Raw genomic sequence first — 26,897 nt, 5'->3', positions numbered from 1 at the left:
TAAGCAGTGAAACCGGTGCAACAAGCCGGTGGTTGTAAAGAAATTCGGTGGAGCGGTAGTTCAGTCGGTTAGAATACCTGCCTGTCACGCAGGGGGTCGCGGGTTCGAGTCCCGTCCGTTCCGCCACCCTAATTAGGGGCGTAGTTCAATTGGTAGAGCACCGGTCTCCAAAACCGGGTGTTGGGGGTTCGAGTCCCTCCGCCCCTGCCAGAAACAATCCTTAGCGTCTGCTAAGGATTTTTTTTGCTTTTTATTCCCCGTTTCCTGACAAAAGCACGCCTGCGCGGCGTCCTTTCCTCCCTATACTAATCAATGATATCGACCTGAAAAATTTCCTTGATTTGATTCTGTTTGTCACTATTTTGTAGCCATATTGCATAAAGTGGGCGGGTAAGAGAAGCGGCATCTGCAACCGGATGTAACCCTTCTTTTTGTGTTGCCCACGTAACAGGCAACCATGTGCAACCATTTAGTCTGGCTAATTGCTGATGTGCAACTTCCGCCGAACTGGTCGTTAACCTTGGTACGTCATCATTGGCAATCAACTCAGCCTCGTGTTGCTGGAAATCCGGCCCCCATTCAAGACGTAAATAATTCAACTCAGATTTATTTCTGCCCGGCTCCGCGCTGTAAAGTGCCATGGTGAAATGGCCAAGTAACTGGCTACTAAATTCATCCATTTTCGGGGTTTCAGTAGTGATTAGCAGATCCAACTGGCGCTCATGCAATTGCTTCACTAACGACTGCCTTTGAGCAATGCGCGCTTCAAATTGAAAATCTCCCGGGAGAGTATAAAGTTTCCCCAACCAGTCGCTTAGCATACATTCCCATAAGGATGCACTGGCACCGATAGAAAATTGGTGATGGCGGGACGTATGTGCCACTTCCTTACGTGCGGCCTGCCATGTGCTCATTAATGTTTCAGCATAGGGAAGAAGCTTTTCGCCGGCTGCTGTTAAACGAATGTTGTTACGATGACGTGTAAAAAGATTAACTCCAAGCTGATTCTCTAGCTGGCGAATACGAAAACTCACCGCCGACTGCGTCAGATAGAGTGCTTCTGCTGCCCGGCCGAAGTGACGTGTCCTGCTTACTTCCAGGAAAGTTTTTAGTAATTCCGTATCCACTGCTTTCTCCACAAAATTATTTGTCGTAATGATTTAAATCTTTTGTTTTACACTCTGTCAAGCGTAACTAATACTCCGCGCCATAAATAGCTCGGCCAAAGAATTAGGAGCGTGCAGGATGGCGGAAAGCTTTACGACAACGAATCGTTTTTTCGACAATAAAAATTATCCACGCGGGTTCTCTCGTCACGGTGATTTCACCATCAAAGAGGCTCAACTACTTGAGCGTCACGGTTATGCTTTTAACGAGCTGGAGCTCGGTAAGCGTGCACCGCAGACTGAAGAAGAGATGCAGTTCGTCTCGGTTTGCCGCGGCGAACGGGAACCAAACACGGAAGCAGAACGTGTCTGGATCAAGTATATGGCTCGCATTAAGCGACCAAAGCGCTTCCACACGCTGTCCGGCGGTAAACCACAGATGGAAGGTGCGGAAGACTACACCGATACCGATGATTGAAAAAAGGGCTGCGGCCCTTTTTTTTACGCCAATAGCTTCTGCAAGTGAATGAGTAATCTGTCGATTGCGCGATAGCTTAACGCCTCCTGGAGATGAGTTCGCTGGATGGACTCATGTTGTTCCAGATCGGCAATAGTTCTCGCTACTTTCAGCAAGCGTTGCCAGGCGCGTACAGAAAGACCCAGGCGTATCAATGTCCCCTCCAGCCAGCACCCGTCATCCTTTGTTAGCTGACAAAACTGTTTTGTTTCGCTGCTTTCAAGCTGAGCATTGAGTTTATTCTGACGGCTCAGTTGCCATGCCTGTGCCTGGGTCACGCGCTCACGGACCTGCGCACTGCATTCCCCTTTTTTATGCGATTGATTCATTACTCCTGCTGCGGGTAACGGTATTTCAAGCGACATATCAAAGCGATCGAGAAATGGACCAGATAATTTCCCCAGATAGCGCAGCGTGTGTTCCGGCGAACAGCGATTATGGTTTCCCCGGTAATGGCCGGTTGGGCTGGGATTCATCGCTGCAATGAGTTGAAACCGTGCCGGATAGGTTACTTTTGCTCGTGTTCGCGAAATATGGATTTTTCCTGATTCAATCGGCTCGCGCAGCGCATCAAGCACGCGGCGTTCAAACTCGGGTAGTTCATCCAAAAACAGCACTCCATTATGAGCAAGCGAAATCTCGCCAGGAACGGGTATGGAACCACCACCTACCATCGCTGTCAGCGACGCGCTATGGTGCGGAGAACGAAAAGGACGTTGGCGCCAGTGTCGGGTAATGACCGCATCGTTCACTACGCTCATTACTGCGGCGCATTCCAATGCTTGCTGATTGCTTAGCGGTGGCAACAAACTACTCAACCGGCTAGCCAGCATCGTTTTACCTGTGCCTGGAGGCCCTATAAGCAGCAGATTATGACCTCCGGCTGCGGTTATTTCTAAGGCGCGTTTCCCCTGCTCCTGACCAATAACATCACATAAGTCTTCGTGATGAGTCTCATTCTGCTCGCTTGTCAGCGTGGGCGATCGGAGCTTGTGCTTACCTTCCAGGAAGGCACAGGTTTCCTGAAGATGGGCTGCAACGAAACAGGCTTCAGTTTCAGCCAGGCTGGCTTCAGCCTCGTTCTGCTGAGATATAATAATTTTTCTGCCCGCTTTTACCGCTTCCATCACACAGGAAATAGCGCCGGGAACACCCCGTAAAGCGCCTGTAAGTGCGAGTTCACCGACAAACTCATATTTCCCTAACCCAAATGCCGTAAGTTGCTCAGAAGCCGCCAGGAGCGCAATAGCAATGGGCAAATCATACCTGCCACCTTCTTTAGGCAAATCAGCTGGAGCAAGATTGATTGTGATCCGCTTTGCCGGAAATTCATATCCACTATTAATGATTGCACTACGTACCCTGTCTCGTGCTTCTTTGACGGTCGTCTCAGGCAAACCAACGATGGTCAGCCCGGGAAGCCCGTTACTAATATGTACCTCTACAGTGACCAGCGGCGCCGTCACGCCAAGAGCCGCTCGCGTATAAATTACCGACAGCGCCATATCCCCTCCTTTTTACCGCGAAGTATCGTCTTTTCTTTTTTGTTATTCATCCTCAAAAAACAGCATTTACGAGCCATTTTCCGGCCTTTTCTTGCAAGATGTTGCATTTTCCAAAGCGGCGGAATGCAGCTCGCATTTATGTCATTAACCTAAAAAAACAGCTGGAATACGCCCGGCAACAGTGAAATATTTTCAGCTCCTGTTTTTGTCATATAAAACAATCGCTTTTTGACGGTTTTTCGCTTAACTCGTAAAAAGGGTCATAAATATTTCTTGTGTATGATTGGAAATCTGTGATACCTCTTTAGGTATTCCTTCGAACATGAAGCAAGAACGAACAAAAATGACAGCCCTTCTACGAGTGATTAGCCTGGTCGTGATTAGCGTGGTGGTGATTATTATCCCACCGTGCGGGGCTGCACTTGGACGAGGAAAGGCTTAAAAAACAAGCCTTAACGAACTAAGACCCCCGCACCGAAAGGTCCGGGGGTTTTTTTATGGCCTGGAAATATAAATAAGGAGCAGAGAATGAGAAATAGCACAAAATTCTGTTGCTCTAAGTTTAAGACGGGGATTTAGCTATGAATGGAGCGCAGTGGGTCGTACATGCGTTGCGAATGCAGAAAGTCGATATTGTTTTCGGCTATCCAGGCGGCGCAATTATGCCGGTTTACGATGCGTTGTATGACGGAGGCGTGGAACACCTACTGTGTCGGCATGAGCAGGGCGCGGCGATGGCAGCGATTGGGTATGCTCGCGCGACGGGTAAAACAGGTGTTTGTATCGCCACCTCAGGTCCAGGTGCCACTAACCTCATAACCGGTCTGGCCGATGCGTTGTTAGATTCTGTCCCCGTTGTGGCGATAACTGGCCAGGTCAGCGCGCCTTTTATCGGTACGGATGCGTTTCAGGAAGTTGACGTTCTGGGTTTGTCTCTTGCCTGCACCAAACACAGTTTCCTGGTGGAGTCGCTGGAAGATTTGCCGCGAGTGATGGCAGAAGCCTTTCATGTTGCCAGTTCGGGGCGTCCGGGGCCGGTTTTGGTGGATATACCCAAGGATATCCAGTTAGAGACAGGTTCGCCGGAACCCTGGTTTGCCAGCGTGGTAGATGACAGCGCATTGCCGCAAGCCGAGATTAAACAGGCATACCAGATGCTGGCGCAGTCAAAAAAACCGATGCTTTATGTTGGCGGCGGTGTGGGTATGGCGCATGCAGTACCGGCTCTGCGCGAATTTTTAACGGTAACGCAAATACCGGTTGCCTGTACATTAAAAGGGTTAGGTGCGGTACAACCTGAATACCCCGGATATCTGGGTATGCTGGGCATGCATGGTACGAAAGCCGCGAACTTTGCTGTTCAGGAATGTGATTTACTCATTGCCGTCGGTGCTCGTTTTGACGACCGTGTGACGGGCAAGCTGAATACGTTTGCTCCAAACGCAAAAGTTATCCATATGGATATCGACCCAGCGGAAATGAGTAAGTTGCGTCAGGCAAATGTGGCGCTTGTAGGAAATCTGAACAACCTGCTGCCCGCGCTGCAACAAACACTGGTTATTGAGCAATGGCGCGAGCATTGTGCGGATTTACGCACCAAACATGCCTGGCGTTATGATCACCCCGGCGAAGCTATTTATGCACCGCTGCTGTTAAAGCAGCTCTCTGAGCGTAAACCTGCCGATTGTGTAGTAACGACCGACGTAGGCCAGCATCAAATGTGGGCGGCGCAGCACCTGGCCATAACGCGTCCGGAAAATTTCATCACCTCAAGCGGCTTAGGCACTATGGGATTTGGCCTGCCGGCCGCCGTTGGCGCGCAGGTTGCCCGCCCGGATGATACGGTAATCTGTATCTCCGGTGACGGTTCCTTCATGATGAATGTTCAGGAGCTGGGCACCGTAAAACGAAAGCAGCTGCCGCTGAAGATAGTATTGCTGGATAACCAGCGTTTAGGAATGGTTCGTCAGTGGCAGCAATTATTCTTCAATGAACGTTATAGCGAAACGACCCTGACCGACAATCCAGATTTCATCACACTGGCCAGCGCCTTCGGCATTCCCGGGCTGCACATCACCCGAAAAGACCAGGTTGAAGCGGCACTGGACACCCTGCTCACAAGCCCCGGGCCATTCCTGCTTCATGTCTCAATTGATGAGCTTGAAAATGTCTGGCCGTTGGTGCCGCCCGGCGCCAGTAATTCACAAATGCTGGAGAAATTATCATGATGGAACATCAGGTAGCTGTTGAAGCACGCTTCAGTCCGGAAACCTTAGAGCGCGTACTGCGCGTGGTGCGGCATCGAGGTTTCCGGGTATGTGCTATGAATATGGAAACCGCCAGCGATACGCAAAACATAAATATCCAATTGACCGTTGCCAGTCTGCGACCTGTCGAATTACTGTTTAGCCAGTTGAGCAAACTTGTCGACGTCGCCCGGGTTGATATCCGGCAGCGTGCCACATCATCACAATCACAACAAATACGCGCCTTAGCGCAATAGGAAGAACAATGACGACGAAGAAAGCAGACTACATTTGGTTCAATGGCGAGATGGTTCGCTGGGAAGACGCGAAAGTTCACGTAATGTCCCACGCCTTGCACTACGGTACTTCAGTTTTTGAAGGGATCCGTTGCTACGACTCGCATAAAGGACCGGTCGTCTTTCGCCATCGCGAACATATGCAGCGCCTGCGCGACTCTGCAAAAATCTACCGCTTTCCGGTTTCCCAAAGCGTTGATGAATTGATGGAAGCCTGCCGTGAAGTGATTCGAAAAAATAATCTTTCCAGTGCCTATATCCGCCCGCTGGTCTTTGTTGGCGATGTGGGAATGGGCGTAAACCCACCCGCGGACTACACCACTGACGTGATTATCGCTGCTTTCCCGTGGGGAGCTTACCTGGGCGCAGAAGCGCTGGATCAGGGAATTGACGCGATGGTTTCTTCCTGGAATCGTGCGGCACCCAACACAATCCCGACTGCTGCAAAAGCGGGCGGTAATTACCTTTCTTCATTACTGGTAGGCAGCGAGGCACGTCGGCATGGCTATCAGGAAGGGATCGCGCTGGACGTAAATGGCTATATCTCTGAAGGTGCCGGTGAAAACCTGTTTGAAGTAAAAGATGGCGTCCTGTTTACACCGCCGTTTACCTCCTCCGCTCTGCCGGGAATCACGCGTGATGCCATTATCAAGCTGGCGAAAGAGTTAGGGATTGAAGTGCGCGAACAGGTGCTGTCTCGTGAATCTTTATACCTTGCCGATGAAGTATTTATGTCAGGTACCGCGGCGGAAATCACCCCGGTTCGCAGCGTCGATGGTATCCAGGTAGGAGAAGGCCGTTGCGGCCCGGTCACTAAGCGCATCCAGAACGCTTTCTTTGGTCTTTTCACCGGGGAAACCGAAGACAAATGGGGCTGGTTGGATCAAGTTAATCAATAACTATAACCGTTCAGGTTCCGGGCGCATGTCTGAACTCGCTTAGCGACTTTCGGAACCTTAGAGTATAGAAAATAAATATGGGGCGTCACGCACCGCCCCATTTATTAGACAGACTGGGAGTAGATGTATGCCTAAGTATCGTTCCGCCACCACCACTCATGGGCGCAATATGGCGGGTGCCCGCGCGCTGTGGCGCGCAACCGGTATGACCGACGCAGATTTCGGCAAGCCAATCATTGCGGTCGTTAACTCCTTTACGCAGTTCGTACCGGGGCATGTTCACCTGCGCGATCTGGGCAAACTGGTTGCCGGGCAAATCGAAGCCGCAGGCGGCGTAGCGAAAGAATTCAACACTATCGCCGTAGACGATGGCATCGCCATGGGGCATGGCGGCATGCTCTACTCACTGCCTTCACGCGAGCTTATCGCGGACTCCGTTGAATATATGGTGAATGCGCACTGCGCCGATGCGATGGTGTGTATCTCCAACTGTGACAAAATCACCCCAGGCATGCTTATGGCTTCCTTGCGCCTGAATATTCCGGTGATTTTTGTCTCCGGCGGGCCGATGGAAGCAGGAAAAACGAAGCTCTCTAACCAGATAATCAAGCTTGATCTCGTCGATGCCATGATTCAGGGCGCAGATCCTAACGTTTCAGATGATCAGAGCGAGCAGGTTGAACGCTCCGCGTGCCCGACCTGTGGTTCCTGCTCCGGCATGTTCACCGCTAATTCCATGAACTGTCTGACTGAAGCGCTGGGCCTTTCTCAGCCTGGCAATGGCTCGCTGCTGGCAACTCATGCCGATCGTAAAGAGCTCTTTATCAATGCCGGGAAGCGCATCGTTGAATTAACCAAACGTTACTATGAACAGGACGATGCCAGCGCACTGCCGCGAGAGATTGCCTGCAAAGCCGCTTTTGAAAACGCCATGACGCTGGATATCGCCATGGGTGGTTCTACGAATACTGTTTTGCATTTGCTGGCCGCCGCACAGGAAGCAGAGATTGATTTCACCATGAGTGATATCGACAAACTGTCACGCAAAGTGCCGCAGCTGTGTAAGGTCGCCCCAAGTACGCAAAAATATCATATGGAGGATGTCCATCGCGCCGGTGGCGTACTGGGTATTCTCGGTGAACTGGATCGCGCCGGGTTGCTGAATCGCGACGTAAAAAACGTTCTTGGTCTGACACTGCCGCAGACGCTGGAAAAATATGACGTAATGCTGACCAACGATGATGCCGTGAAGACGATGTTCCGCGCCGGGCCTGCCGGGATCCGTACTACGCAAGCTTTCTCGCAGGATTGCCGTTGGGATACGCTGGATGACGATCGCGCCGAAGGCTGCATCCGTTCGCTGGAGCATGCCTACAGTAAAGATGGCGGTCTGGCTGTGCTGTACGGTAATTTCGCAGAAAACGGCTGCATCGTAAAAACCGCAGGTGTTGATGACAGTAACCTGACGTTTACCGGCCCGGCAAAAGTGTATGAAAGCCAGGATGCGGCAGTTGAAGCTATCCTCGGCGGTAAAGTCGTGGCGGGCGATGTGGTGGTTATCCGTTATGAAGGCCCGAAAGGCGGGCCGGGGATGCAGGAGATGCTCTACCCGACCAGCTTCCTGAAATCCATGGGGTTGGGCAAAGCCTGTGCGCTTATCACCGACGGGCGTTTTTCCGGCGGTACGTCGGGTCTTTCCATTGGGCACGTTTCTCCGGAAGCAGCCAGCGGCGGCAATATTGGTCTGATCGAAGATGGAGATATCATTGCAATTGATATCCCGAACCGTGGTATTCAACTGCAGGTGAGCGATCAACAACTGGCGGCACGTCGCGAAGCTCAGGAAGCGCGCGGCGATAAAGCCTGGACACCCAAAGATCGCGAGCGGGAAGTCTCTTTTGCTCTGCGCGCATATGCCAGTCTTGCGACCAGTGCGGATAAAGGCGCGGTACGCGACAAATCCAAACTTGGGGGTTAACAATGGCCGAATCCCAGCCCCTTTCCGCCGCGCCTGAAGGCGCGGAATATTTACGAGCGGTGCTGCGTGCGCCAGTGTATGAAGTGGCGCAGGTGACGCCGCTGCAAGCAATGGAAAAGCTGTCGTCACGTCTTAACAACGTCATCCTGGTGAAGCGTGAAGACCGCCAGCCAGTGCACAGCTTCAAGCTACGCGGCGCGTACGCGATGATTGCCGGGCTGACTGAAGAGCAGAAATCCCATGGTGTGGTTACTGCCTCGGCAGGCAATCATGCCCAGGGAGTGGCGATGTCTTCCACGCGCCTGGGTATCCGCTCGCTGATTGTGATGCCGGTGGCAACGGCCGATATAAAAGTTGATGCGGTACGCAGTTTTGGTGGCGAAGTGCTGCTGTACGGGGCGAATTTCGACGAGGCGAAAGCCAAAGCGATTGAACTTTCCCGGCAGCAGGGCTTTACCTATGTTCCCCCTTTCGATCATCCAATGGTGATCGCCGGGCAGGGCACGCTGGCGCTGGAGTTACTGCAACAAGACGCCCATCTTGATCGGGTATTTGTACCGGTCGGCGGCGGTGGCCTGGCAGCCGGTGTGGCTGTACTCATCAAACAACTGATGCCGCAAATTAAAGTCATTGCCGTGGAAGCCGAGGATTCCGCCTGCCTGAAAGCTGCGCTGGATGCCGGGAGGCCGGTTGATTTACCCCGTGTTGGTCTGTTCGCTGAAGGTGTGGCGGTGAAGCGTATTGGCGACGAAACCTTCCGCCTGTGTCAGGCATATATCGACGATATTATCACCGTTGATAGCGATGCAATATGCGCGGCGATGAAGGATCTCTTTGAAGATGTTCGTGCGGTGGCTGAACCGTCCGGCGCTCTGGCGCTGGCAGGAATGAAAAAGTATATCGCGCAACACAATATTTGCGGCGAACGGCTGGCGCATGTGCTTTCCGGCGCGAACGTGAACTTTCACGGTCTGCGCTATGTCTCAGAGCGTTGCGAACTCGGCGAACAGCGTGAAGCATTGTTGGCAGTGACTATCCCCGAAGAGAAAGGCAGCTTTCTGAAATTCTGCCAACTGCTTGGCGGCCGTTCAGTCACAGAATTCAACTATCGTTTTGCCGATGCAAAAGATGCCTGCATATTTGTTGGCGTGCGTTTAAGCCGTGGGCTGGCGGAGCGGAAAGAGATTCTGGATATGCTGCGCGATGGGGGTTACAGCGTGGTGGATCTGTCTGATGACGAAATGGCGAAGCTGCATGTTCGTTATATGGTTGGCGGGCGGCCTTCAAAACCGTTACAGGAGCGCTTGTACAGTTTCGAATTCCCGGAATCACCCGGCGCGTTGCTGAAATTTTTGCATACGCTCGGCACGTACTGGAATATCACGCTTTTCCACTATCGCAGCCACGGCACCGATTTCGGGCGCGTATTAGCCGCTTTTGAACTGGGCGAACATGAGCCGGATTTCGAAACGCGCCTTAGCGAGCTGGGTTATGAGTGCCATAACGAAAGCGATAACCCGGCGTTTCAGTTTTTCCTTGCGGGTTAATATTTGCTAAGAAACCGGCGCAGTATGATCACGCCGGGCAAAACTCATAACGGCGAGCGTTGTCATGCCTGATGAAAGGTGCTCTGGCCTGGCAATATTTTCCAGAACGCATCAATAAGCGGCTCATACAGCCGCTTTTTTTGCACGCACACGCCAAGCTCGAACGGCGTCTTTTCATCGCTTCGCTCTAAAATCATTACCCGGTTACGCACCGGTTCAGGGCTATTTTCCAGCACCACTTCCGGAATGAGCGCCACACCGCAGCCCAGCGCAACCATGGACACCATCGCTTCGTGACCACCAACAGTGGCATAAATAGACGGATTGCTGAGCTTATGGCGTCGAAACCACAGCTCAATGCGCCGACGAACCGGCCCTTGATCCGGCAGGATAAACGGCACCACTGACCAGTCCGGATCCGCCTGTGACACCTGGTTACGCACCGGGCAGGGAAGCGCCGGAGCAATTAGTACCACTGCCAGGTTTTCCAGCATTGAAAAAGCAACAGCACCGGGCAATGTTTCCGGCTTACCCGCAATAGCCAGATCCGCTTCGCCTGTGACCACCTTCTCCATGGCATCGGCTGCATCACCGGTTGTCAGCTTAATCTCTACTGAGGGATGCTCGGCGCGAAAACGGTCAAGGATCGGCGGGAGATGGCTGTACGCGGCGGTAACGGAGCAGAACAAATGCAGCTCCCCGGACAGCGACGGGCCTTGTTGATCGATAGCGTGACGCAACTGTTGATATTGCAATAACGTCTGCTGCGCAAAAATACGCAGCGCTTCGCCTGCTTCAGTCAGCGTAACGGTACGGTTATCACGTATAAACAGCGGCTGACCAAGATCTTCTTCCAGGCGCTGAATCTGGCGTGAAAGTGTGGAGGGACTAACATGCATAGCCCGCGCGCTGCGGCCAAAATGGCGGCTTTCCGCCAGATGCAGGAACATTTTCAGATCGCGTAAATCCATGAGACCGACTCCACATATTTGCATTGCATAAATTGCAATACCACATTGTTAATATATCAATTTAAGCAATGCATTTCCTGTCATATAGTGGAATCAATCTCGCTAATCAGCGAACTGAACAACAAAGCATCCTGCCATCATTCGTCGCGCAGCCATACCTGCGTAGTTATTAACGAAGCAGGGCGGGAACACACAACACAACTGAGGTCTCATCATGGCTAACTACTTTAATACACTGAATTTGCGCCAGCAGCTGGCGCAACTGGGCAAATGTCGCTTTATGGCGCGTGAAGAATTTGCCGATGGCGCAAGCTTCCTTCAGGGTAAAAAAGTGGTCATCGTCGGCTGTGGCGCTCAGGGGCTTAACCAGGGCCTCAATATGCGCGATTCAGGCCTGGATATTTCCTACGCTCTGCGCGCCGAAGCTATCGCTGAAAAGCGCGCTTCCTGGCGTAAAGCTACCGAAAATGGCTTTAAAGTAGGGACTTACGAAGAGTTGATCCCGCAAGCGGACCTGGTTGTAAACCTGACGCCGGACAAACAGCACACAGATGTTGTGCGTGCGGTACAGCCGCTGATGAAAGAGGGCGCGGCGCTGGGTTATTCACACGGATTCAATATTGTTGAAGTGGGCGAGCAAATTCGTAAAGACATCACCGTTGTTATGGTGGCGCCGAAATGTCCGGGCACTGAAGTGCGCGAAGAGTACAAGCGTGGTTTTGGTGTGCCAACGCTGATTGCCGTCCACCCGGAAAACGATCCGAAAGGCGAAGGGATGGCGATTGCGAAAGCCTGGGCAGCAGCCACTGGCGGTCATCGTGCCGGTGTCCTGGAGTCCTCTTTTGTTGCAGAAGTGAAGTCAGACCTGATGGGCGAGCAGACTATTCTGTGCGGTATGCTGCAGGCGGGCTCTTTGCTGTGCTTTGATAAGCTGGTGGCCGAAGGTACCGATCCGGCTTATGCGGAAAAGCTTATCCAGTTCGGCTGGGAAACGATTACCGAAGCGCTGAAACAAGGCGGTATTACGCTGATGATGGACAGGCTGTCTAATCCGGCGAAATTGCGTGCGTATGCACTGTCTGAACAGCTGAAAGGCATTATGGCGCCGCTGTTCCAGAAACATATGGACGATATCATCTCTGGCGAGTTTTCTTCCGGCATGATGGCTGACTGGGCCAATGATGATAAAAAACTGCTGACCTGGCGTGAAGAGACCGGCAAAACGGCCTTTGAAAACGCCCCGCAGTACGAAGGTAAGATTGGCGAACAGGAGTACTTTGATAAAGGTGTTCTGATGATAGCCATGGTGAAAGCCGGTGTGGAGCTGGCATTCGAAACCATGGTGGATTCCGGCATCATTGAAGAGTCTGCCTATTATGAGTCGTTGCATGAGCTGCCGCTGATTGCCAATACGATTGCTCGTAAACGCTTGTATGAAATGAATGTGGTGATTTCCGATACGGCAGAATACGGCAACTATCTGTTCTCTTACGCCTGCGTGCCGCTGCTGAAAGAGTTTATGACGACGTTGCAAACCGGCGATCTGGGTACGCCGATAGCCGAAGGCGCGGTGGACAACGCACAGCTGCGCGACGTCAACGAAGCCATTCGCGGCCATGCCATTGAAAAAGTGGGTCAGAAGCTGCGCGGATACATGACAGATATGAAACGCATTGCGGTTGCTGGCTAATTCTCCTGCTTTTCGTCAGGAAAAAGCGCGTACTCTCCGGCAACAGACAGCGGTCTCTTTGTTGCCGGAGGACATTTGCTTACAGATTTGCCGCAAGCCTGAGCACCCGTAGAAAACGTATTTTTTCTGAACGGTTGATAAGCCCGGTATCCATACGTACCGGGCTTTTTCGTTAGTTGCGGTACAGCACTTTGATGATGTGGTAGCCGAACTGGGTGTGCAGCGGGCCGGTGGGTTCCAGCACCGGGCAGGAGAACACGACTTTATCAAACGCAGGTACCATCTGGCCCTGGCGGAACTCACCTAAATGGCCACCTTTCTTACCTGACGGGCAAATAGAGTGTTTCTTTGCCAGCTTCTCAAAATCGCCGCCGTTTTTGATCTGCTCAAGAAGCTCCAGAGCCAATTTTTCTTCTTTAACAAGGATATGCAGTGCTGCTGCCGTTTTTGCCATGATCGTGCCTTGAGTGGAATAGTTTACGCTCGCTATACTACCACGCGTTTATATGCTCCGGCCTGCAATCTGTCTCCTGAGTGGCAGAGCTTATCGGTGCGCTGCCTGTTAAGTTTTATACATTTTCCTTCCCTGACTTTCATTGAGCGATTTTCTTATGCGTTTAAACCCCGGACAACAACAAGCCGTCGAATTTGTCACCGGACCTTGCCTGGTGCTGGCGGGGGCTGGCTCCGGCAAAACACGCGTGATCACCAATAAAATTGCCCATCTGATCCGTGGCTGCGGGTATCAGGCGCGCCATATTGCGGCGGTAACCTTTACCAATAAAGCGGCGCGTGAAATGAAAGAGCGTGTTGCGCAAACGCTCGGGCGTAAAGAGGCCCGGGGGCTAATGATTTCGACCTTCCACACGCTTGGCCTGGACATTATCAAGCGTGAGTACGCCGCGCTTGGCATGAAATCGAATTTCTCGTTGTTCGACGATACCGATCAGGTCGCGCTGCTCAAAGATTTAACACAAGGGTTGATCGAAGACGATAAAGTGGTGCTGCAGCAGCTGATCTCGACGATCTCAAACTGGAAAAACGATCTGTTAACACCGTCGCAGGCCGCCGCGCAGGCGAAGGGCGAGCGCGATCGTATTTTCGCTCACTGCTACGGCCTGTATGACGCGCATATGAAGGCGTGTAACGTACTCGATTTTGATGATTTGATCTTGCTGCCGACGTTATTGCTGCAACGTAACGAAGAAGTGCGGGAGCGCTGGCAAAACAAGATTCGCTACCTGCTGGTGGATGAATATCAGGACACCAACACCAGTCAATACGAGCTGGTTAAACTGTTAGTTGGCCAACGCGCGCGTTTTACCGTGGTTGGCGATGACGATCAGTCTATCTATTCCTGGCGCGGCGCCCGGCCGCAAAACCTCGTGCTGCTGAGCCAGGACTTCCCGGCGTTGCAGGTCATCAAACTGGAACAAAACTACCGTTCATCCGGGCGTATTCTGAAAGCGGCGAATATTTTAATTGCTAATAACCCGCACGTTTTTGAAAAGCGCCTCTTCTCCGAGTTGGGTTACGGGCCAGAGCTGAAAGTCCTGAGTGCAAACAATGAAGAACATGAGGCCGAGCGTGTTACAGGCGAGCTGATTGCTCATCACTTTGTGAATAAAACGCAGTATAAGGATTACGCTATTCTCTACCGTGGCAACCATCAGTCACGGGTATTTGAAAAATTTTTGATGCAAAACCGCATCCCGTACAAAATTTCTGGCGGTACCTCGTTCTTCTCACGCCCGGAAATCAAAGATTTATTAGCCTATCTGCGCGTGCTAACCAACCCGGATGATGACAGCGCGTTTTTGCGTATTGTGAATACGCCCAGGCGCGAAATTGGCCCGGCGACGCTGCAAAAACTGGGTGAATGGGCGATGCTGCGCAATAAAAGCATGTTTGCCGCCAGCTTTGATGTCGGCCTTAATCAGACGCTTTCTGGCCGTGGTTATGAATCGCTGGTGCGCTTCACCCACTGGCTTGGCGAAGTGCAGCGCCTGGTGGAGCGTGAACCGGTGGCGGCAGTGCGTGATTTGATTCACGGCATTGATTACGAGTCCTGGCTCTTTGAAACATCGCCCAGCCCAAAAGCAGCCGAAATGCGCATGAAAAACGTCAATACATTGTTTGGCTGGATGACCGAAATGCTCGAAGGCAGCGAGCTGGATGAGCCAATGACGCTGGATCAGGTGGTTACACGCTTTACGCTGCGCGATATGATGGAGCGCGGCGAGAGCGATGAAGAAACCGATCAGGTGCAGTTGATGACGCTTCATGCTTCTAAAGGGCTTGAGTTTCCGTATGTGTTCCTGGTCGGCATGGAAGAGGGCTTGTTGCCGCACCAGAGCAGTATTGACGAAGACAATGTCGATGAAGAGCGTCGGCTGGCGTATGTCGGCATTACGCGTGCGCAGAAAGAGCTGATATTTACCCTCTGCAAAGAGCGCCGTCAGTATGGCGAGCTGGTACGTCCTGAGCCGAGTCGTTTCCTGCTGGAGTTGCCGCAGGACGATGTGATTTGGGAACAAGAGCGCAAAGTTGTTAGCGCCGAGGAGCGGATGCATAAAGGGCAGGCAAATGTTGCGAACATCCGCGCGATGCTGGCGAAAGCCAGGGAGAAATAACGCTTAGTTTATCTCCAGCGGCCAGTGGACGTAGCTTTGCCACTGGCTTTCCTGATCAAGCATTTCAGCGCCGAGCGGGTGGCTTTCGCGCCAGCCTTCCGGCAGCTTCAGCAGCAGTTTTTCCCCCTGCGCAGAGATAATAATCTCCGGCAGCAAATCATCGCGCCGACGGCTGGCAAAAATAATCGCCAGGCGCAGCAGGCGGCACAGATGTTCTGCCATACGTGGCGGTACGGCGTTTTGTTGGTGCAAAGAAGAGAGATCCACTGCGTTGGTCTGGTTTAACAACAGCGTGGCGAGGAGCTTCTTTTGCGCGGGCGTAAAGCCAGGTAAGTCCAGATTGCGCACCAGCCAGGCGGCATGCAGCGGCGCCTGCTTAAACTCAATACTTAAGCCTATTTCATGGAGTTCGCAGGCAACTTGCAGAATTTCGCTGCTATAACTCTCCAGTTCCCACTCTTTTTTCACCGCTTGCGCGAACTTCTCCGCCAGCTTTGCGACACGTTTCGACTGATCGATATCAATAATAAACCGACGCTGAATATTGCGCAGTGTGCGGCTACGAATATCTTCGTCCACCGCCAGATGCAGCATGCCGTACACCAGACCTTCGCGTAACGCGCCGCCAGCCAGCGTCATGCTTTCGATATTCATCTCGGTAAAAATAGCGATAAGGATCGCCAGGCCGCTAGGAAACACCAGCGCCCGCTCAAGGGTAAGCCCTTCAATTTCAAGCTCTTCAAGACGCCCGCACTGAATGGCCCGCTGCTTGAGCTGCTGGAGTTTAACAAGCGTAATACGCTCGTCCATCCCCTGCGCCATCATGATTTCTTGCAGCGCCTGTACGGTGCCGGACGCGCCAACACAGACTTTCCAGCCGTGACGACGAAGTTCATCGGCAACGGGGCGCAGCACTTCACGCGCGGCACGTTCGGCGGTATCGAAATTCTCCTGCGCCAGATTACGGTCGGTAAAATAACGTTCCAGCCAGGTGACACAGCCCATCGACAGGCTAAAAAGTGAGGTGGTTTGTGCGCCCACACCGGTAACAAGCTCGGTGCTTGCGCCACCGATATCGACCACCAGACGCCGATCGGCTCCGCCGGTTGTATGGGCGACTCCCTGATAAATCAGGCGCGCTTCTTCTTCGCCGCTAATGACCTGTACGCGGCAGCCGAGGATCTCCTGCGCTTTATCAATAAACTCCTGGGCGTTAACCGCCAGGCGCAGGGTCGCGGTCGCCACCACGCGGATTTGCTGCTGAGGAATATCCTGTAATCGCTCTGAAAATAAACGCAGGCATTGCCAGCCGCGTTCCATTGCTTCGTGGGAAAGACGGTTATCGCTGCTCAGACCCGCAGCCAGACGCACCTTGCGTTTGATGCGGGAAAGCGTCTGGATGCTTCCCGCCACCTCGCGCACGACCAACATATGAAAACTATTAGAACCGAGATCAATGGCGGCATAGAGCGAGGTGGAGCTGAGCATAATATTTTAACCTGAACGACGACGATTACGGGGCGCGCCACCGCGGCGCGGGCCATTACCTGAACGTGAGCGGGTCAGACGTTTGGGCGGCGGCAGTTCGCTAAGCAAAGCATCCGGATTATATTTGCTCACCGGAATAGAGTGGCCGATATAGGTTTCAATAGCCGGCAGGTTCAGAGCGTACTCTTCACAGGCAAGGCTAATTGAGTTGCCGCTGGCACCTGCACGACCCGTACGGCCGATACGGTGTACGTAATCTTCACAATCATCCGGCAGGTCATAGTTAAACACGTGCGTGACGGCAGGAATGTGCAGGCCGCGCGCTGCAACGTCCGTCGCCACTAAAATATCGATATCGCCGCGCGTGAACTCATCAAGAATGCGCAGGCGTTTTTTCTGTGCGACATCACCCGTCAGTAAACCGACACGGTGACCATCGGCAGCCAGGTGACCCCAGATGTCTTCACAGCGGTGTTTAGTATTGGCGAAAATAATGGCGCGATCCGGCCACTCTTCTTCAATCAGCGTTTGCAATAAACGCATTTTTTCGTCGTTGGATGGGTAGAACAGCTCTTCTTTAATGCGATGGCCGGTTTTTTGCTCCGGTTCGACTTCCACGTATTCAGCGTTGTTCATTTGCTCGAATGCCAGCTCACGAACACGATAAGAAAGCGTGGCGGAGAACAGCATGTTCAAGCGTTGATCGGTTGCCGGCATACGGCGGAACAGCCAGCGGATATCTTTGATAAAGCCCAAATCGTACATACGATCGGCTTCGTCCAGCACCACGACCTGAATCGCGCCCAGGTTAATATGGTTCTGCTTGGTGTAATCAATCAGACGACCGGTTGTGCCGATCAGGATATCGACGCCGCTTTCCAGCACTTTAAGCTGCTTGTCGTAGCCATCGCCGCCATAAGCCAAACCAATTTTGAGACCGGTGGCTTGTGCTAATGGCTCTGCATCGGCATGAATTTGTACCGCAAGTTCACGCGTCGGCGCCATGATAATTGCGCGCGGCTGGTTCACTTTTCGGTCTTCAATAGCCGGGTGAGAGAGGAGATAGTGAAACGTTGACGTCAAAAACGCCATCGTTTTGCCAGTACCGGTTTGCGCCTGACCTGCAACATCGCGGCCCGCCAGCGTCAGCGGAAGAGCCAGCGCCTGTATGGGCGTGCAGTTATGAAAGCCTTTGTTTTCAAGGGCTTCTATCACCTTTGGGTGCAGGGCGAAGTCGGAAAACTTCTGTTCTGTTAAATGTGTTTTGCTCATAGTGTGGTAGAATATCAGCTTACTATTGCTTTACGAAAGCGTATCCGGTGAAATAAAGTCAACCTTTAGTTGGTTATTGTGGCATCAACACGTTGCTGTTTTATGCTACACCAACACACCAGGCTTATTCCTGTGGAGTTATATATGAGCGATAAAATTATTCACCTGACTGACGACAGTTTTGACACGGATGTACTTAAAGCGGACGGGCTTGTGCTCGTTGATTTCTGGGCCGAGTGGTGCGGACCGTGCAAAATGATTGCTCCGATTTTGGATGAAATCGCTACTGAGTACGAAGGCAAATTGACTATTGCCAAGCTGAATATCGATCAGAATCCAGGCACTGCACCGAAATATGGTATCCGTGGCATCCCAACCCTGCTATTGTTCAAAAACGGCGAAGTTGCGGCAACCAAAGTCGGAGCTTTGTCTAAAGGCCAACTGAAAGAGTTCCTGGACGCCAACCTGGCGTAAACCAGGATTCTGCCGGTGCGCCAGTAGTCCTAAATTCTCTGGATTGCTGGACGCCCGGCTTCAGCCGTGCTAATTTAGACTTGACTTCGTTGAACATACCTTAGTTGTTCGAATCTTGCATTACCCCGATACTTCACGCAGAGCAGCATCGCCGCGAGAGAAGTAGACAGATTCCGGGCTTATCATTCATTCCGTCTTATCGTTTCAGTTCTGCGTACTTTCCTGTGACCAGGCACCGATGAGACATGAGTTGATGGCCGTTAACAGGCATGGATGACCCTGCCATACCATTCACAACATTAAGTTCGAGATTTACCCCGAGTTTAAGAACCCACACCATTATGAATCTTACCGAATTAAAGAATACGCCGGTTTCTGAGCTGATCACTCTCGGCGAAAATATGGGGCTGGAAAACCTGGCCCGTATGCGTAAACAGGACATCATTTTCGCCATCCTGAAGCAGCACGCAAAGAGTGGCGAAGATATCTTTGGCGACGGTGTGCTGGAGATTCTGCAGGATGGATTTGGTTTCCTCCGCTCTGCAGACAGCTCTTACCTCGCCGGTCCCGACGACATCTATGTATCCCCCAGCCAAATCCGCCGTTTCAACCTCCGCACTGGTGACACCATTTCAGGTAAGATTCGCCCACCTAAAGAAGGTGAACGTTACTTTGCCCTGCTGAAAGTTAACGAGGTGAACTTCGATAAGCCGGAGAATGCGCGCAACAAGATCCTGTTCGAGAACCTGACGCCGCTGCATGCCAATTCTCGTCTGCGTATGGAACGTGGTAATGGCTCTACCGAAGATTTAACCGCTCGCGTACTGGATTTGGCATCGCCAATCGGGCGTGGGCAGCGTGGCCTGATCGTTGCACCGCCGAAAGCGGGTAAAACCATGCTGCTGCAAAACATCGCGCAGAGCATCGCTTACAATCACCCTGATTGTGTGCTGATGGTACTGCTTATCGATGAACGTCCGGAAGAAGTGACGGAAATGCAGCGTCTGGTGAAAGGCGAAGTGGTTGCATCAACGTTCGATGAACCAGCTTCCCGTCACGTGCAGGTTGCTGAAATGGTAATTGAAAAAGCCAAGCGCCTGGTTGAGCACAAAAAAGACGTTATCATTCTGCTGGATTCTATTACCCGTCTGGCTCGTGCTTACAACACCGTGGTACCGGCTTCCGGTAAAGTGTTAACCGGTGGTGTGGATGCCAACGCCCTGCATCGTCCGAAGCGCTTCTTTGGTGCTGCGCGTAACGTAGAGGAGGGCGGTAGTCTGACCATTATCGCGACCGCGCTGATTGATACTGGCTCGAAGATGGATGAAGTGATTTACGAAGAGTTTAAAGGCACCGGTAACATGGAGCTGCATCTCTCGCGTAAAATTGCTGAAAAACGCGTCTTCCCGGCGATCGATTACAACCGTTCCGGTACGCGTAAAGAAGAGTTGCTCACCACGCAGGAAGAGCTGCAAAAAATGTGGATCCTGCGCAAAATCATTCACCCGATGGGTGAGATCGATGCAATGGAGTTCCTCATTAACAAGCTGGCGATGACGAAGACCAATGACGAGTTCTTCGACATGATGAAGCGCTCTTAATGTAAATAAACCCCGGAAACGCCACGTTTTTACGTGGCGTTTTTTATTTATGGGCTATACGCTATATGCATTGGGACAGGTATTGTCCGACACAGGCCATCCCTGGATGAGATATTCAGAGTTTTGATATCTTATTTGGTTGAAAAGTAAATAATAATGCCTGTGAATGACACGCTTCCTCATTCTGGAGAGGAAAGCGCCGTCGTTACAGTGTCAGGACCAACATTCGCTGAGAGCTAGTATTGTGAATTTACTCACTGCGTTGACTGAATTATTTAGTATTTTCTTGTTTACCTCCGTCTTTCTTTTTTGCGCCCGAAAAGTGGCAAGATACGTCGGTCTGGTAGACAAGCCCAACTACCGTAAACGGCATCAAGGTTTGATTCCGTTGGTAGGAGGGATTTCGGTGTTCGCAGGGGTATGCTTTGCATTTGCGATCACAAATGATTATATCCCCCATGCTTCCCTTTATCTGTTTTGCGCAGGTGTACTGGTGTTTGTCGGAGCGTTGGACGATCGTTTCGATATTAGCGTGAAAATCCGGGCTGCTATTCAGGCAACTATCGCTGTGCTGCTGATGACGGTAGGTAAATTGTACCTCAGTAGCCTGGGCTATATCTTTGGGTCATGGGAGATGGTTCTTGGCCCATTCGGTTATTTATTGACCCTTTTTGCTGTCTGGGCTGCGATTAATGCTTTTAATATGGTCGACGGAATTGATGGGCTTCTTGGCGGCCTTTCATGCGTCTCATTTGCGGCGATCGGCATCATATTATTGCTGGATAATCAATTAAGTCTCGCAATGTGGTGTTTTGCGATGATCGCTGCTATTTTGCCCTATATTTTGTTAAATCTCGGTGCCCTGGGGCGGCGTTATAAAGTGTTTATGGGGGATGCTGGCAGTACGCTGATTGGCTTCACGGTAATATGGATGTTGTTGGAAACCACCCAAGGAGAAACTCCTTCGATAAGCCCTGTCACTGCCCTGTGGATTATCGCCATTCCTTTAATGGACATGGTGGCAATTATGTTCCGCCGTCTGCGCAAAGGGATGAGCCCCTTTTCCGCCGATCGCCAGCATATTCACCACTTAATCATGCGCGCTGGCTTTACTTCCCGGCAGGCATTTGTCCTGATAACGCTTGCGGCCGCGCTGCTGGCTTCGGTCGGTGTGGTAACAGAATACCTGCATTTCATCCCTGAATGGGTAATGTTGGCACTATTTTTGCTATCTTTCTTTTTATATGGCTACTGTATCAAGCGGGCATGGAGAGTTGCGCGTTTTATCAAACGTCTAAAACGCAGAATGCGCCGTAACAGAGGTCAACACTCAACACTTAACAAATAAAACCGGGAAAGCGATGAGTCAACCAGCGTCAGGAGCACCTTCAGCAGGTATGGAAAATGAACTGGATATCCGGGGACTGTTTCGTATTCTGTGGGCCGGAAAATTATGGATTGTCGGGATGGCGCTGCTGTTTGCACTGCTTGCGTTAGCCTGGACCTTTTTTGCTCGCCAGGAGTGGAGCGCGACTGCGATTACCGATCGTCCAACCGTTAATATGCTGGGCGGATATTATTCCCAGCAGCAATTTTTGCGTAATCTGGATGTGAAAGCCAGCCTCGCGCCGGTGGATCAGCCCTCGGTGATGGATGAAGCCTACAAAGAGTTCATCATGCAGCTCGCGTCCTGGGATACCCGCCGTGATTTCTGGCTACAAACGGACTATTACAAGCAGCGCCAGGTGGGCAATAGCAAAGCTGACGCCGCTATGCTGGATGAATTGATCAACAATATTCAGTACTCGCCTGCGGATATTACGCGCAACATGAATGACAACGTTAAGCTGATTGCCGAAACCGCGCCGGACGCGAACAATCTGTTGCGTCAATACGTGGCATTTGCCAGCCAGCGCGCGGCCAGCCATTTAAATGACGAATTAAAGGGCGCATGGGCTGCCCGCACGATTCAGATGAAAGCGCAGGTTAAACGCCAGGAAGAGGTCGCAAAAGCGATTTATAACCGCCGCCAACACAATATCGCGCAGGCGCTGAAGGTTGCCGAACAGCACAATATTTCCCGCAATGAAACCGACGTTCCGCCGGATGAATTACCTGATTCAGAGCTGTTTATGTTAGGGCGGCCGATGCTACAGGCTCGGCTGGAAAACCTCCAGGCGGTGGGGCCGCAATTCGATCTGGACTATGATCAGAATCGGGCCATGCTGAACACGCTCAATGTTGGCCCTGTCCTCGATCCGCGTTTTCAGACCTATCGTTATTTGCGAACGCCGGAAGAACCGGTTAAACGCGACAGCCCGCGCCGTGCCTTCCTGATGATCATCTGGGGCATTGTCGGCGCGTTAACCGGAGCCGGGGTTGCATTGACGCGACGCCGTTCAAACTAAACGTCGTCAGCGATGAGAGTTTCGCACTTTCATCATTAATTAAAGAGAATCGTTGTGAAAGTACTGACTGTATTTGGCACACGACCAGAAGCTATTAAAATGGCTCCACTGGTACATGCGTTGGCAAAGGATCCTGACTTTGAGGCAAGAGTTTGTGTCACTGCGCAGCATCGGGAGATGCTTGACCAGGTGTTACATCTCTTTTCCATTGTTCCGGATTATGATTTGAATATTATGCGCCCGGGACAAGGGTTGACGGAAATTACCTGTGGCATTCTGGAAGGGCTGAAACCGATTCTCGAATCCTTTTGCCCGGATGTGGTACTGGTTCATGGCGACACTACCACGACCATTGCTGCCAGCCTCGCTGCGTTTTATCAGCGAATTCCGGTCGGGCATGTGGAAGCAGGCCTGCGTACCGGCGATCTCTTTTCGCCGTGGCCGGAGGAAGCTAACCGAACGTTAACCGGCCATCTGGCAATGTACCACTTCGCGCCAACGGAAAATTCCCGCCATAACCTGCTGCGGGAGAATGTTTCTGATAAACGCATCTTTGTTACGGGTAATACGGTCATTGATGCCCTTTTTTGGGTGCGGGATAGCGTACTGAAAGATACCGCGCTGCGTAACTCTCTGGCCGCGCGTTATCCTTTTCTGGATGCGGATAAGAAATTGATTCTGGTCACCGGGCATCGCCGGGAAAGTTTTGGCCGCGGCTTCGAGCAGATTTGCCACGCGCTGGCGGATATCGCCGCGCAGCATGATGATGTGCAAATTGTTTACCCGGTGCATCTCAACCCAAATGTCAGCGAACCGGTAAACCGAATTTTGAGTCACGTCAAAAACGTGACGCTCATTGAGCCGCAGGATTATCTGCCATTCCTCTGGTTAATGGATCACGCCTGGCTTATCCTCACCGATTCCGGCGGTATCCAGGAAGAAGCGCCTTCTTTAGGTAAACCTGTGCTGGTGATGCGGGATACCACCGAGCGCCCGGAAGCGGTCGAAGCAGGGACAGTAAAACTGGTTGGCACCGATCGCCAGCACATTGTGGCAGAGGTCACCCGCCTGCTTAAGGATAATGATGCCTGGCAGGCGATGAGCCGCGCGCACAATCCCTACGGCGATGGCCAGGCCTGTAGCCGCATTTTGCACGCACTTAAAAACAATCGAGTAACGTTATGAGTTTCACAACCATTTCTGTCATTGGCCTCGGTTACATCGGCCTTCCTACCGCCGCTGCATTTGCTTCGCGCAAAAAGCAGGTGGTCGGTGTTGATATCAACGCGCATGCGGTAGACACCATCAATCGTGGCGAAATCCATATCGTCGAACCCGAGCTGGGAAGCGTAGTTAAAGCGGCGGTAGAGGGCGGTTATCTTCGCGCCAGCACCACACCCGTCGCGGCGGATGCTTTCCTGATTGCCGTGCCCACACCGTTCAAAGGCGAACATGAGCCGGATATGGCGTATGTCGAAGCGGCGGCGAAATCTATCGCGCCGGTGCTCAGCAAGGGGGCGCTGGTGATTCTGGAGTCCACCTCGCCTGTTGGCGCGACCGAGCAAGTTGCGGAGTGGCTGGCGCAGGCACGCCCGGATCTCAGCTTCCCGCAGCAGGCGGGTGAAAGCGCTGATGTGAATATTGCTTATTGCCCGGAGCGCGTTTTGCCGGGGCAGGTAATGGTTGAGCTGATTAAAAACGATCGCGTGATTGGCGGCATGACACCGGTTTGCTCAGCCCGCGCCAGCGAGCTGTATAAAATCTTCCTTGAAGGCGAATGTGTGGTGACCAACTCCCGCACCGCAGAAATGTGCAAACTGACAGAAAACAGTTTCCGCGATGTGAATATCGCTTTTGCCAATGAGTTATCGCTCATTTGCGCCGATCAGGGGATTAACGTCTGGGAACTGGTGCGCCTGGCGAATCGCCATCCCCGCGTGAATATTCTTCAGCCAGGACCTGGCGTTGGCGGGCACTGCATCGCCGTCGATCCCTGGTTTATTGTCGCGCAAAATCCTGAGCAGGCGCGGCTTATCCGTACTGCGCGTGAAGTGAATGATTACAAACCACACTGGGTGCTGCATCAGGTAAAAACCACTGTTGCAGACTGCCTGGCGGCGAGCGGTAAGCGCGCCAGCGATATCAAAATCGCCTGCTTCGGGCTGGCTTTTAAACCTAACATCGACGATCTGCGCGAAAGCCCGGCGATGGAAATTGCCCGTAGCATCGCCCAGTGGCACGGTGGCGAAACGCTGGTGGTTGAACCGAATATTCACCAGCTACCGGCAGCGCTTGCCGGGCACAGCCAGCTTGTGTCGACCCGCGATGCGCTGGCACAAGCAGATGTGCTGGTGATGCTGGTCGATCATAATGAATTTAAAGCAATCGACGGTAGTCACATCACTCAGGATTATATTGTCGACACCAAAGGCGTCTGGCGCTAAGGAAACGGCATGACGCTTCACGGTACGGTGGAAGAGCTGGCGTGGGAAAGTGCTTTTTTTGGTCTGCGTAGCGCGATTGTGCGCCTGCGCCCCGAAGCACCGTTACTGAGCCATGCGGATTTTGCCTGCTGGCAACGCGTGCAGGTGAAGCTCGACGCCTCGCAAACCCAGGCGCTTGATGCGTTACAGCAGCTCGGTTTCCAGCTGGTGGAGGGCGAAATTGACCTCTCCGTTCGCGTGCCTGCGCAGGGGCGCGATCCTGGTGCGGAGGTCGCCGGGCTGGCCGATATTCCGGCGCTGCGCCAGATGGCGGCTGACATTTTTGTGCAGAGCCGCTTTCGCGCCCCCTGGTATCCGCCGGACGCCAGCGGGCGTTTTTATGCCCAATGGATTGAAAACGCGGTAAAAGGCGAGTTCGATCACCAGTGTTTGCTGTTTCGCCGGGACAACGGCGATATTTCGGGTTTTGTCTCCATGCGTCAGCTTAACGCGCAGGAAGCGCGAATTGGCCTGCTGGCCGGGCGCGGCATGGGGGATAAACTGATGCTGACGGCGTGCCACTGGGCACGGCTGCGTCAGCTCACTGTTGTGCGCGTGGCGACCCAGCTTGGGAACACCCCGGCACTTAAACGTTATATTGATAGCGGTGCAAATGTGGCAAGCACTGCCTTGTGGTTATACAGGTGACGTTATGATTCCCTTTAATGCACCACCGGTGGTGGGAACGGAACTCGACTATATGCAGTCGGCGATGGGCAGCGGAAAACTGTGCGGCGATGGCGGTTTTACCCGCCGCTGCCAGCAGTGGATGGAGCAGCATTTTCACAGTGCGAAAGTGCTGTTGACGCCATCCTGCACCGCGTCGCTGGAGATGGCCGCGCTGCTTTTGGATATCCAGCCGGGCGATGAAGTCATTATGCCAAGCTATACCTTCGTCTCAACCGCTAACGCGTTTGTACTGCGCGGGGCAAAAATCGTCTTCGTGGATATTCGCCCGGATACGATGAACATTGATGAGACGCGTATCGAAGCCGCCATCACTGACAAAACCCGCGCTATTGTGCCAGTGCATTATGCGGGTGTTGCCTGTGAAATGGACACCATTATGGAGATTGCCAAACGGCATAATCTTTTTGTGGTGGAAGATGCTGCGCAAGGGGTGATGTCGACCTATAAAGGCCGCGCGCTGGGCACTATCGGCCATATTGGCTGTTTCAGTTTCCATGAAACCAAAAACTACACTGCGGGTGGTGAAGGCGGTGCGACGCTGATTAACGATCGCGCGCTGGTTGAGCGTGCCGAAGTCATTCGCGAGAAAGGCACCAACCGCAGCCAGTTCTTTCGCGGGCAGGTAGATAAATACACCTGGCGTGATATCGGTTCCAGTTATCTGATGGCGGACTTGCAGGCCGCTTACCTGTGGGCGCAACTGGAAGCGGCTGAGCGTATTAATCAGCAGCGGCTGGCGCTCTGGCAAACTTACTATGATGCACTGACGCCGCTGGCGTGCGCCGGGCGTATTGAGTTGCCGTCCATTCCTGCCGATTGCCGCCATAATGCGCACATGTTCTACATTAAGCTGCGTGATGAGGCCGATCGCGGCAAACTGATCGCTTTTTTGAAAGAGGCGGAAATTCTCGCGGTGTTCCATTACATTCCGCTGCATGCCTCTCCGGCCGGGGAAAAATTTGGCGAATTCCACGGCGAAGATATTTATACCACGCGTGAAAGTGAGCGTTTGCTTCGCCTGCCGCTATTCTACAATCTGTCATCCGTCAATCAACGCACGGTAATCAGCACACTTCTGAGCTACTTCAACTGA

23 protein-coding genes and 2 tRNA genes are annotated in these 26,897 nt (G+C 52.5%); 19 read left to right on the top strand and 6 right to left on the bottom strand.

Annotation, left to right across the window (positions count from 1 at the left end; translation table 11 throughout):
- Positions 1–49: 49 nt before the first annotated feature.
- Together ACTU3N_RS18495 and ACTU3N_RS18490 are read left to right on the top strand one after the other, a co-directional pair.
- Positions 50–126 (top strand) — tRNA-Asp (locus ACTU3N_RS18495).
- Positions 127–134: 8 nt separating this feature from the next.
- Positions 135–210 (top strand) — tRNA-Trp (locus tag ACTU3N_RS18490).
- 95 nt (positions 211–305) lie between these two features.
- Here the strand turns inward: ACTU3N_RS18490 and hdfR are convergent.
- Entirely contained in the window at positions 306–1,127 is an 822-nt protein-coding gene (gene hdfR, locus ACTU3N_RS18485; RefSeq protein ID WP_443087586.1) for an HTH-type transcriptional regulator HdfR, read from the bottom strand.
- 118 nt (positions 1,128–1,245) lie between these two features.
- Between hdfR and ACTU3N_RS18480 the strand changes: the two genes are divergently transcribed.
- A complete protein-coding gene (locus tag ACTU3N_RS18480) occupies positions 1,246–1,584 on the top strand; it encodes a DUF413 domain-containing protein (RefSeq protein WP_443087585.1) in 339 nt (112 codons plus the stop codon).
- Positions 1,585–1,607: 23 nt separating this feature from the next.
- Here ACTU3N_RS18480 and ACTU3N_RS18475 read toward each other — a convergent pair whose 3' ends face one another.
- A complete protein-coding gene (locus ACTU3N_RS18475) occupies positions 1,608–3,128 on the bottom strand; it encodes a YifB family Mg chelatase-like AAA ATPase (protein WP_443087584.1) in 1,521 nt (506 codons plus the stop codon).
- Between the two features lie 322 nt (positions 3,129–3,450).
- Here ACTU3N_RS18475 and ilvL point away from each other — a divergent pair, with 322 nt between their 5' ends.
- From ilvL to ilvA, 6 genes are all read left to right on the top strand, one after another.
- Complete coding sequence (ilvL, locus tag ACTU3N_RS18470; protein ID WP_443087583.1) at positions 3,451–3,570, top strand: ilv operon leader peptide; 120 nt, start codon at positions 3,451–3,453, stop codon at positions 3,568–3,570.
- A gap of 139 nt (positions 3,571–3,709) precedes the next feature.
- A complete protein-coding gene (ilvG, locus tag ACTU3N_RS18465; protein ID WP_443087582.1) occupies positions 3,710–5,356 on the top strand; it encodes an acetolactate synthase 2 catalytic subunit in 1,647 nt (548 codons plus the stop codon).
- The gene (ilvM, locus tag ACTU3N_RS18460) at positions 5,353–5,631 is read left to right on the top strand and encodes an acetolactate synthase 2 small subunit (protein ID WP_443087581.1); all 279 of its coding nucleotides are present in this window, start codon (positions 5,353–5,355) and stop codon (positions 5,629–5,631) included. The genes ilvG and ilvM overlap by 4 nt, the downstream gene beginning before the upstream one ends.
- A gap of 8 nt (positions 5,632–5,639) precedes the next feature.
- Entirely contained in the window at positions 5,640–6,569 is a 930-nt protein-coding gene (gene ilvE, locus ACTU3N_RS18455; RefSeq protein ID WP_443087580.1) for a branched-chain-amino-acid transaminase, read from the top strand.
- Between the two features lie 127 nt (positions 6,570–6,696).
- Positions 6,697–8,547 carry a dihydroxy-acid dehydratase gene (gene ilvD, locus ACTU3N_RS18450; protein ID WP_443087579.1) on the top strand — a complete coding sequence of 617 codons (1,851 nt, stop codon included), beginning with the start codon at positions 6,697–6,699 and terminating at the stop codon, positions 8,545–8,547.
- Positions 8,548–8,549: 2 nt separating this feature from the next.
- Positions 8,550–10,094: a threonine ammonia-lyase, biosynthetic gene (gene ilvA, locus ACTU3N_RS18445; RefSeq protein ID WP_443087578.1), complete on the top strand. Its 1,545-nt coding sequence runs from the start codon at positions 8,550–8,552 to the stop codon at positions 10,092–10,094.
- 62 nt (positions 10,095–10,156) lie between these two features.
- Here ilvA and ilvY read toward each other — a convergent pair whose 3' ends face one another.
- On the bottom strand, positions 10,157–11,065 hold the full coding sequence (ilvY, locus tag ACTU3N_RS18440; RefSeq protein WP_443087577.1) for an HTH-type transcriptional activator IlvY: 909 nt from the start codon (positions 11,063–11,065) through the stop codon (positions 10,157–10,159).
- Positions 11,066–11,279: 214 nt separating this feature from the next.
- Between ilvY and ilvC the strand changes: the two genes are divergently transcribed.
- A complete protein-coding gene (ilvC, locus tag ACTU3N_RS18435; protein WP_443087576.1) occupies positions 11,280–12,755 on the top strand; it encodes a ketol-acid reductoisomerase in 1,476 nt (491 codons plus the stop codon).
- A 172-nt stretch (positions 12,756–12,927) separates the two neighbouring features.
- Here the strand turns inward: ilvC and ppiC are convergent, their stop codons facing one another.
- Positions 12,928–13,209 (bottom strand): peptidylprolyl isomerase PpiC, encoded by a 282-nt coding sequence (gene ppiC, locus ACTU3N_RS18430; protein ID WP_001140259.1) that lies wholly within the window; start codon positions 13,207–13,209, stop codon positions 12,928–12,930.
- Positions 13,210–13,366: 157 nt separating this feature from the next.
- On the opposite strand from ppiC, the gene rep reads away from it, so the two are divergent.
- Positions 13,367–15,388 (top strand): DNA helicase Rep, encoded by a 2,022-nt coding sequence (gene rep, locus ACTU3N_RS18425; protein ID WP_443087575.1) that lies wholly within the window; start codon positions 13,367–13,369, stop codon positions 15,386–15,388.
- Positions 15,389–15,391: 3 nt separating this feature from the next.
- Here rep and gppA read toward each other — a convergent pair whose 3' ends face one another.
- Both gppA and rhlB read right to left on the bottom strand, forming a co-directional pair.
- Positions 15,392–16,876 carry a guanosine-5'-triphosphate,3'-diphosphate diphosphatase gene (gene gppA, locus ACTU3N_RS18420; RefSeq protein WP_443087574.1) on the bottom strand — a complete coding sequence of 495 codons (1,485 nt, stop codon included), beginning with the start codon at positions 16,874–16,876 and terminating at the stop codon, positions 15,392–15,394.
- Positions 16,877–16,882: 6 nt separating this feature from the next.
- A complete protein-coding gene (gene rhlB, locus ACTU3N_RS18415) occupies positions 16,883–18,148 on the bottom strand; it encodes an ATP-dependent RNA helicase RhlB (protein WP_443087573.1) in 1,266 nt (421 codons plus the stop codon).
- A 144-nt stretch (positions 18,149–18,292) separates the two neighbouring features.
- Here rhlB and trxA point away from each other — a divergent pair, with 144 nt between their 5' ends.
- The 8 genes from trxA (at position 18,293) to rffA (ending at position 26,897) form a co-directional block, all read left to right on the top strand.
- Complete coding sequence (gene trxA, locus ACTU3N_RS18410) at positions 18,293–18,622, top strand: thioredoxin TrxA (protein WP_443087572.1); 330 nt, start codon at positions 18,293–18,295, stop codon at positions 18,620–18,622.
- 341 nt (positions 18,623–18,963) lie between these two features.
- Complete coding sequence (rho, locus tag ACTU3N_RS18405) at positions 18,964–20,223, top strand: transcription termination factor Rho (RefSeq protein WP_004386383.1); 1,260 nt, start codon at positions 18,964–18,966, stop codon at positions 20,221–20,223.
- A gap of 244 nt (positions 20,224–20,467) precedes the next feature.
- Positions 20,468–21,571: a UDP-N-acetylglucosamine--undecaprenyl-phosphate N-acetylglucosaminephosphotransferase gene (wecA, locus tag ACTU3N_RS18400; protein ID WP_443087571.1), complete on the top strand. Its 1,104-nt coding sequence runs from the start codon at positions 20,468–20,470 to the stop codon at positions 21,569–21,571.
- A 13-nt stretch (positions 21,572–21,584) separates the two neighbouring features.
- On the top strand, positions 21,585–22,631 hold the full coding sequence (gene wzzE, locus ACTU3N_RS18395) for an ECA polysaccharide chain length modulation protein (RefSeq protein ID WP_443087570.1): 1,047 nt from the start codon (positions 21,585–21,587) through the stop codon (positions 22,629–22,631).
- A 48-nt stretch (positions 22,632–22,679) separates the two neighbouring features.
- Entirely contained in the window at positions 22,680–23,816 is a 1,137-nt protein-coding gene (gene wecB, locus ACTU3N_RS18390) for a non-hydrolyzing UDP-N-acetylglucosamine 2-epimerase (protein ID WP_443087587.1), read from the top strand.
- The gene (wecC, locus tag ACTU3N_RS18385) at positions 23,813–25,075 is read left to right on the top strand and encodes a UDP-N-acetyl-D-mannosamine dehydrogenase (RefSeq protein WP_443087569.1); all 1,263 of its coding nucleotides are present in this window, start codon (positions 23,813–23,815) and stop codon (positions 25,073–25,075) included. Before wecB ends, wecC begins: the two co-directional genes overlap by 4 nt.
- 9 nt (positions 25,076–25,084) lie before the next feature.
- On the top strand, positions 25,085–25,762 hold the full coding sequence (gene rffC, locus ACTU3N_RS18380) for a dTDP-4-amino-4,6-dideoxy-D-galactose acyltransferase (RefSeq protein ID WP_443087568.1): 678 nt from the start codon (positions 25,085–25,087) through the stop codon (positions 25,760–25,762).
- A 4-nt stretch (positions 25,763–25,766) separates the two neighbouring features.
- On the top strand, positions 25,767–26,897 hold the full coding sequence (gene rffA / locus ACTU3N_RS18375; RefSeq protein WP_443087567.1) for a dTDP-4-amino-4,6-dideoxygalactose transaminase: 1,131 nt from the start codon (positions 25,767–25,769) through the stop codon (positions 26,895–26,897).

This window comes from Vagococcus sp. WN89Y, assembly GCF_052220145.1.
Classification (GTDB): Bacteria; Pseudomonadota; Gammaproteobacteria; order Enterobacterales; family Enterobacteriaceae; genus Kosakonia.
The sequence above is the reverse complement of the archived record's forward strand: the minus strand, read 5'-3'. Positions and strand labels throughout refer to the sequence as shown.

Coding starts and splice junctions, on each gene's coding strand:
- ACTU3N_RS18480 (WP_443087585.1), top strand. CDS start 1,246: ATGGCGGAAAGCTTTACGACAACGAATCGTTTTTTCGACAATAAAAAT.
- ACTU3N_RS18475 (WP_443087584.1), bottom strand. CDS start 3,128: ATGGCGCTGTCGGTAATTTATACGCGAGCGGCTCTTGGCGTGACGGCG.
- ilvL (WP_443087583.1), top strand. CDS start 3,451: ATGAAGCAAGAACGAACAAAAATGACAGCCCTTCTACGAGTGATTAGC.
- ilvG (WP_443087582.1), top strand. CDS start 3,710: ATGAATGGAGCGCAGTGGGTCGTACATGCGTTGCGAATGCAGAAAGTC.
- ilvM (WP_443087581.1), top strand. CDS start 5,353: ATGATGGAACATCAGGTAGCTGTTGAAGCACGCTTCAGTCCGGAAACC.
- ilvE (WP_443087580.1), top strand. CDS start 5,640: ATGACGACGAAGAAAGCAGACTACATTTGGTTCAATGGCGAGATGGTT.
- ilvD (WP_443087579.1), top strand. CDS start 6,697: ATGCCTAAGTATCGTTCCGCCACCACCACTCATGGGCGCAATATGGCG.
- ilvA (WP_443087578.1), top strand. CDS start 8,550: ATGGCCGAATCCCAGCCCCTTTCCGCCGCGCCTGAAGGCGCGGAATAT.
- ilvY (WP_443087577.1), bottom strand. CDS start 11,065: ATGGATTTACGCGATCTGAAAATGTTCCTGCATCTGGCGGAAAGCCGC.
- ilvC (WP_443087576.1), top strand. CDS start 11,280: ATGGCTAACTACTTTAATACACTGAATTTGCGCCAGCAGCTGGCGCAA.
- ppiC (WP_001140259.1), bottom strand. CDS start 13,209: ATGGCAAAAACGGCAGCAGCACTGCATATCCTTGTTAAAGAAGAAAAA.
- rep (WP_443087575.1), top strand. CDS start 13,367: ATGCGTTTAAACCCCGGACAACAACAAGCCGTCGAATTTGTCACCGGA.
- gppA (WP_443087574.1), bottom strand. CDS start 16,876: ATGCTCAGCTCCACCTCGCTCTATGCCGCCATTGATCTCGGTTCTAAT.
- rhlB (WP_443087573.1), bottom strand. CDS start 18,148: ATGAGCAAAACACATTTAACAGAACAGAAGTTTTCCGACTTCGCCCTG.
- trxA (WP_443087572.1), top strand. CDS start 18,293: ATGAGCGATAAAATTATTCACCTGACTGACGACAGTTTTGACACGGAT.
- rho (WP_004386383.1), top strand. CDS start 18,964: ATGAATCTTACCGAATTAAAGAATACGCCGGTTTCTGAGCTGATCACT.
- wzzE (WP_443087570.1), top strand. CDS start 21,585: ATGAGTCAACCAGCGTCAGGAGCACCTTCAGCAGGTATGGAAAATGAA.
- wecC (WP_443087569.1), top strand. CDS start 23,813: ATGAGTTTCACAACCATTTCTGTCATTGGCCTCGGTTACATCGGCCTT.
- rffC (WP_443087568.1), top strand. CDS start 25,085: ATGACGCTTCACGGTACGGTGGAAGAGCTGGCGTGGGAAAGTGCTTTT.
- rffA (WP_443087567.1), top strand. CDS start 25,767: ATGATTCCCTTTAATGCACCACCGGTGGTGGGAACGGAACTCGACTAT.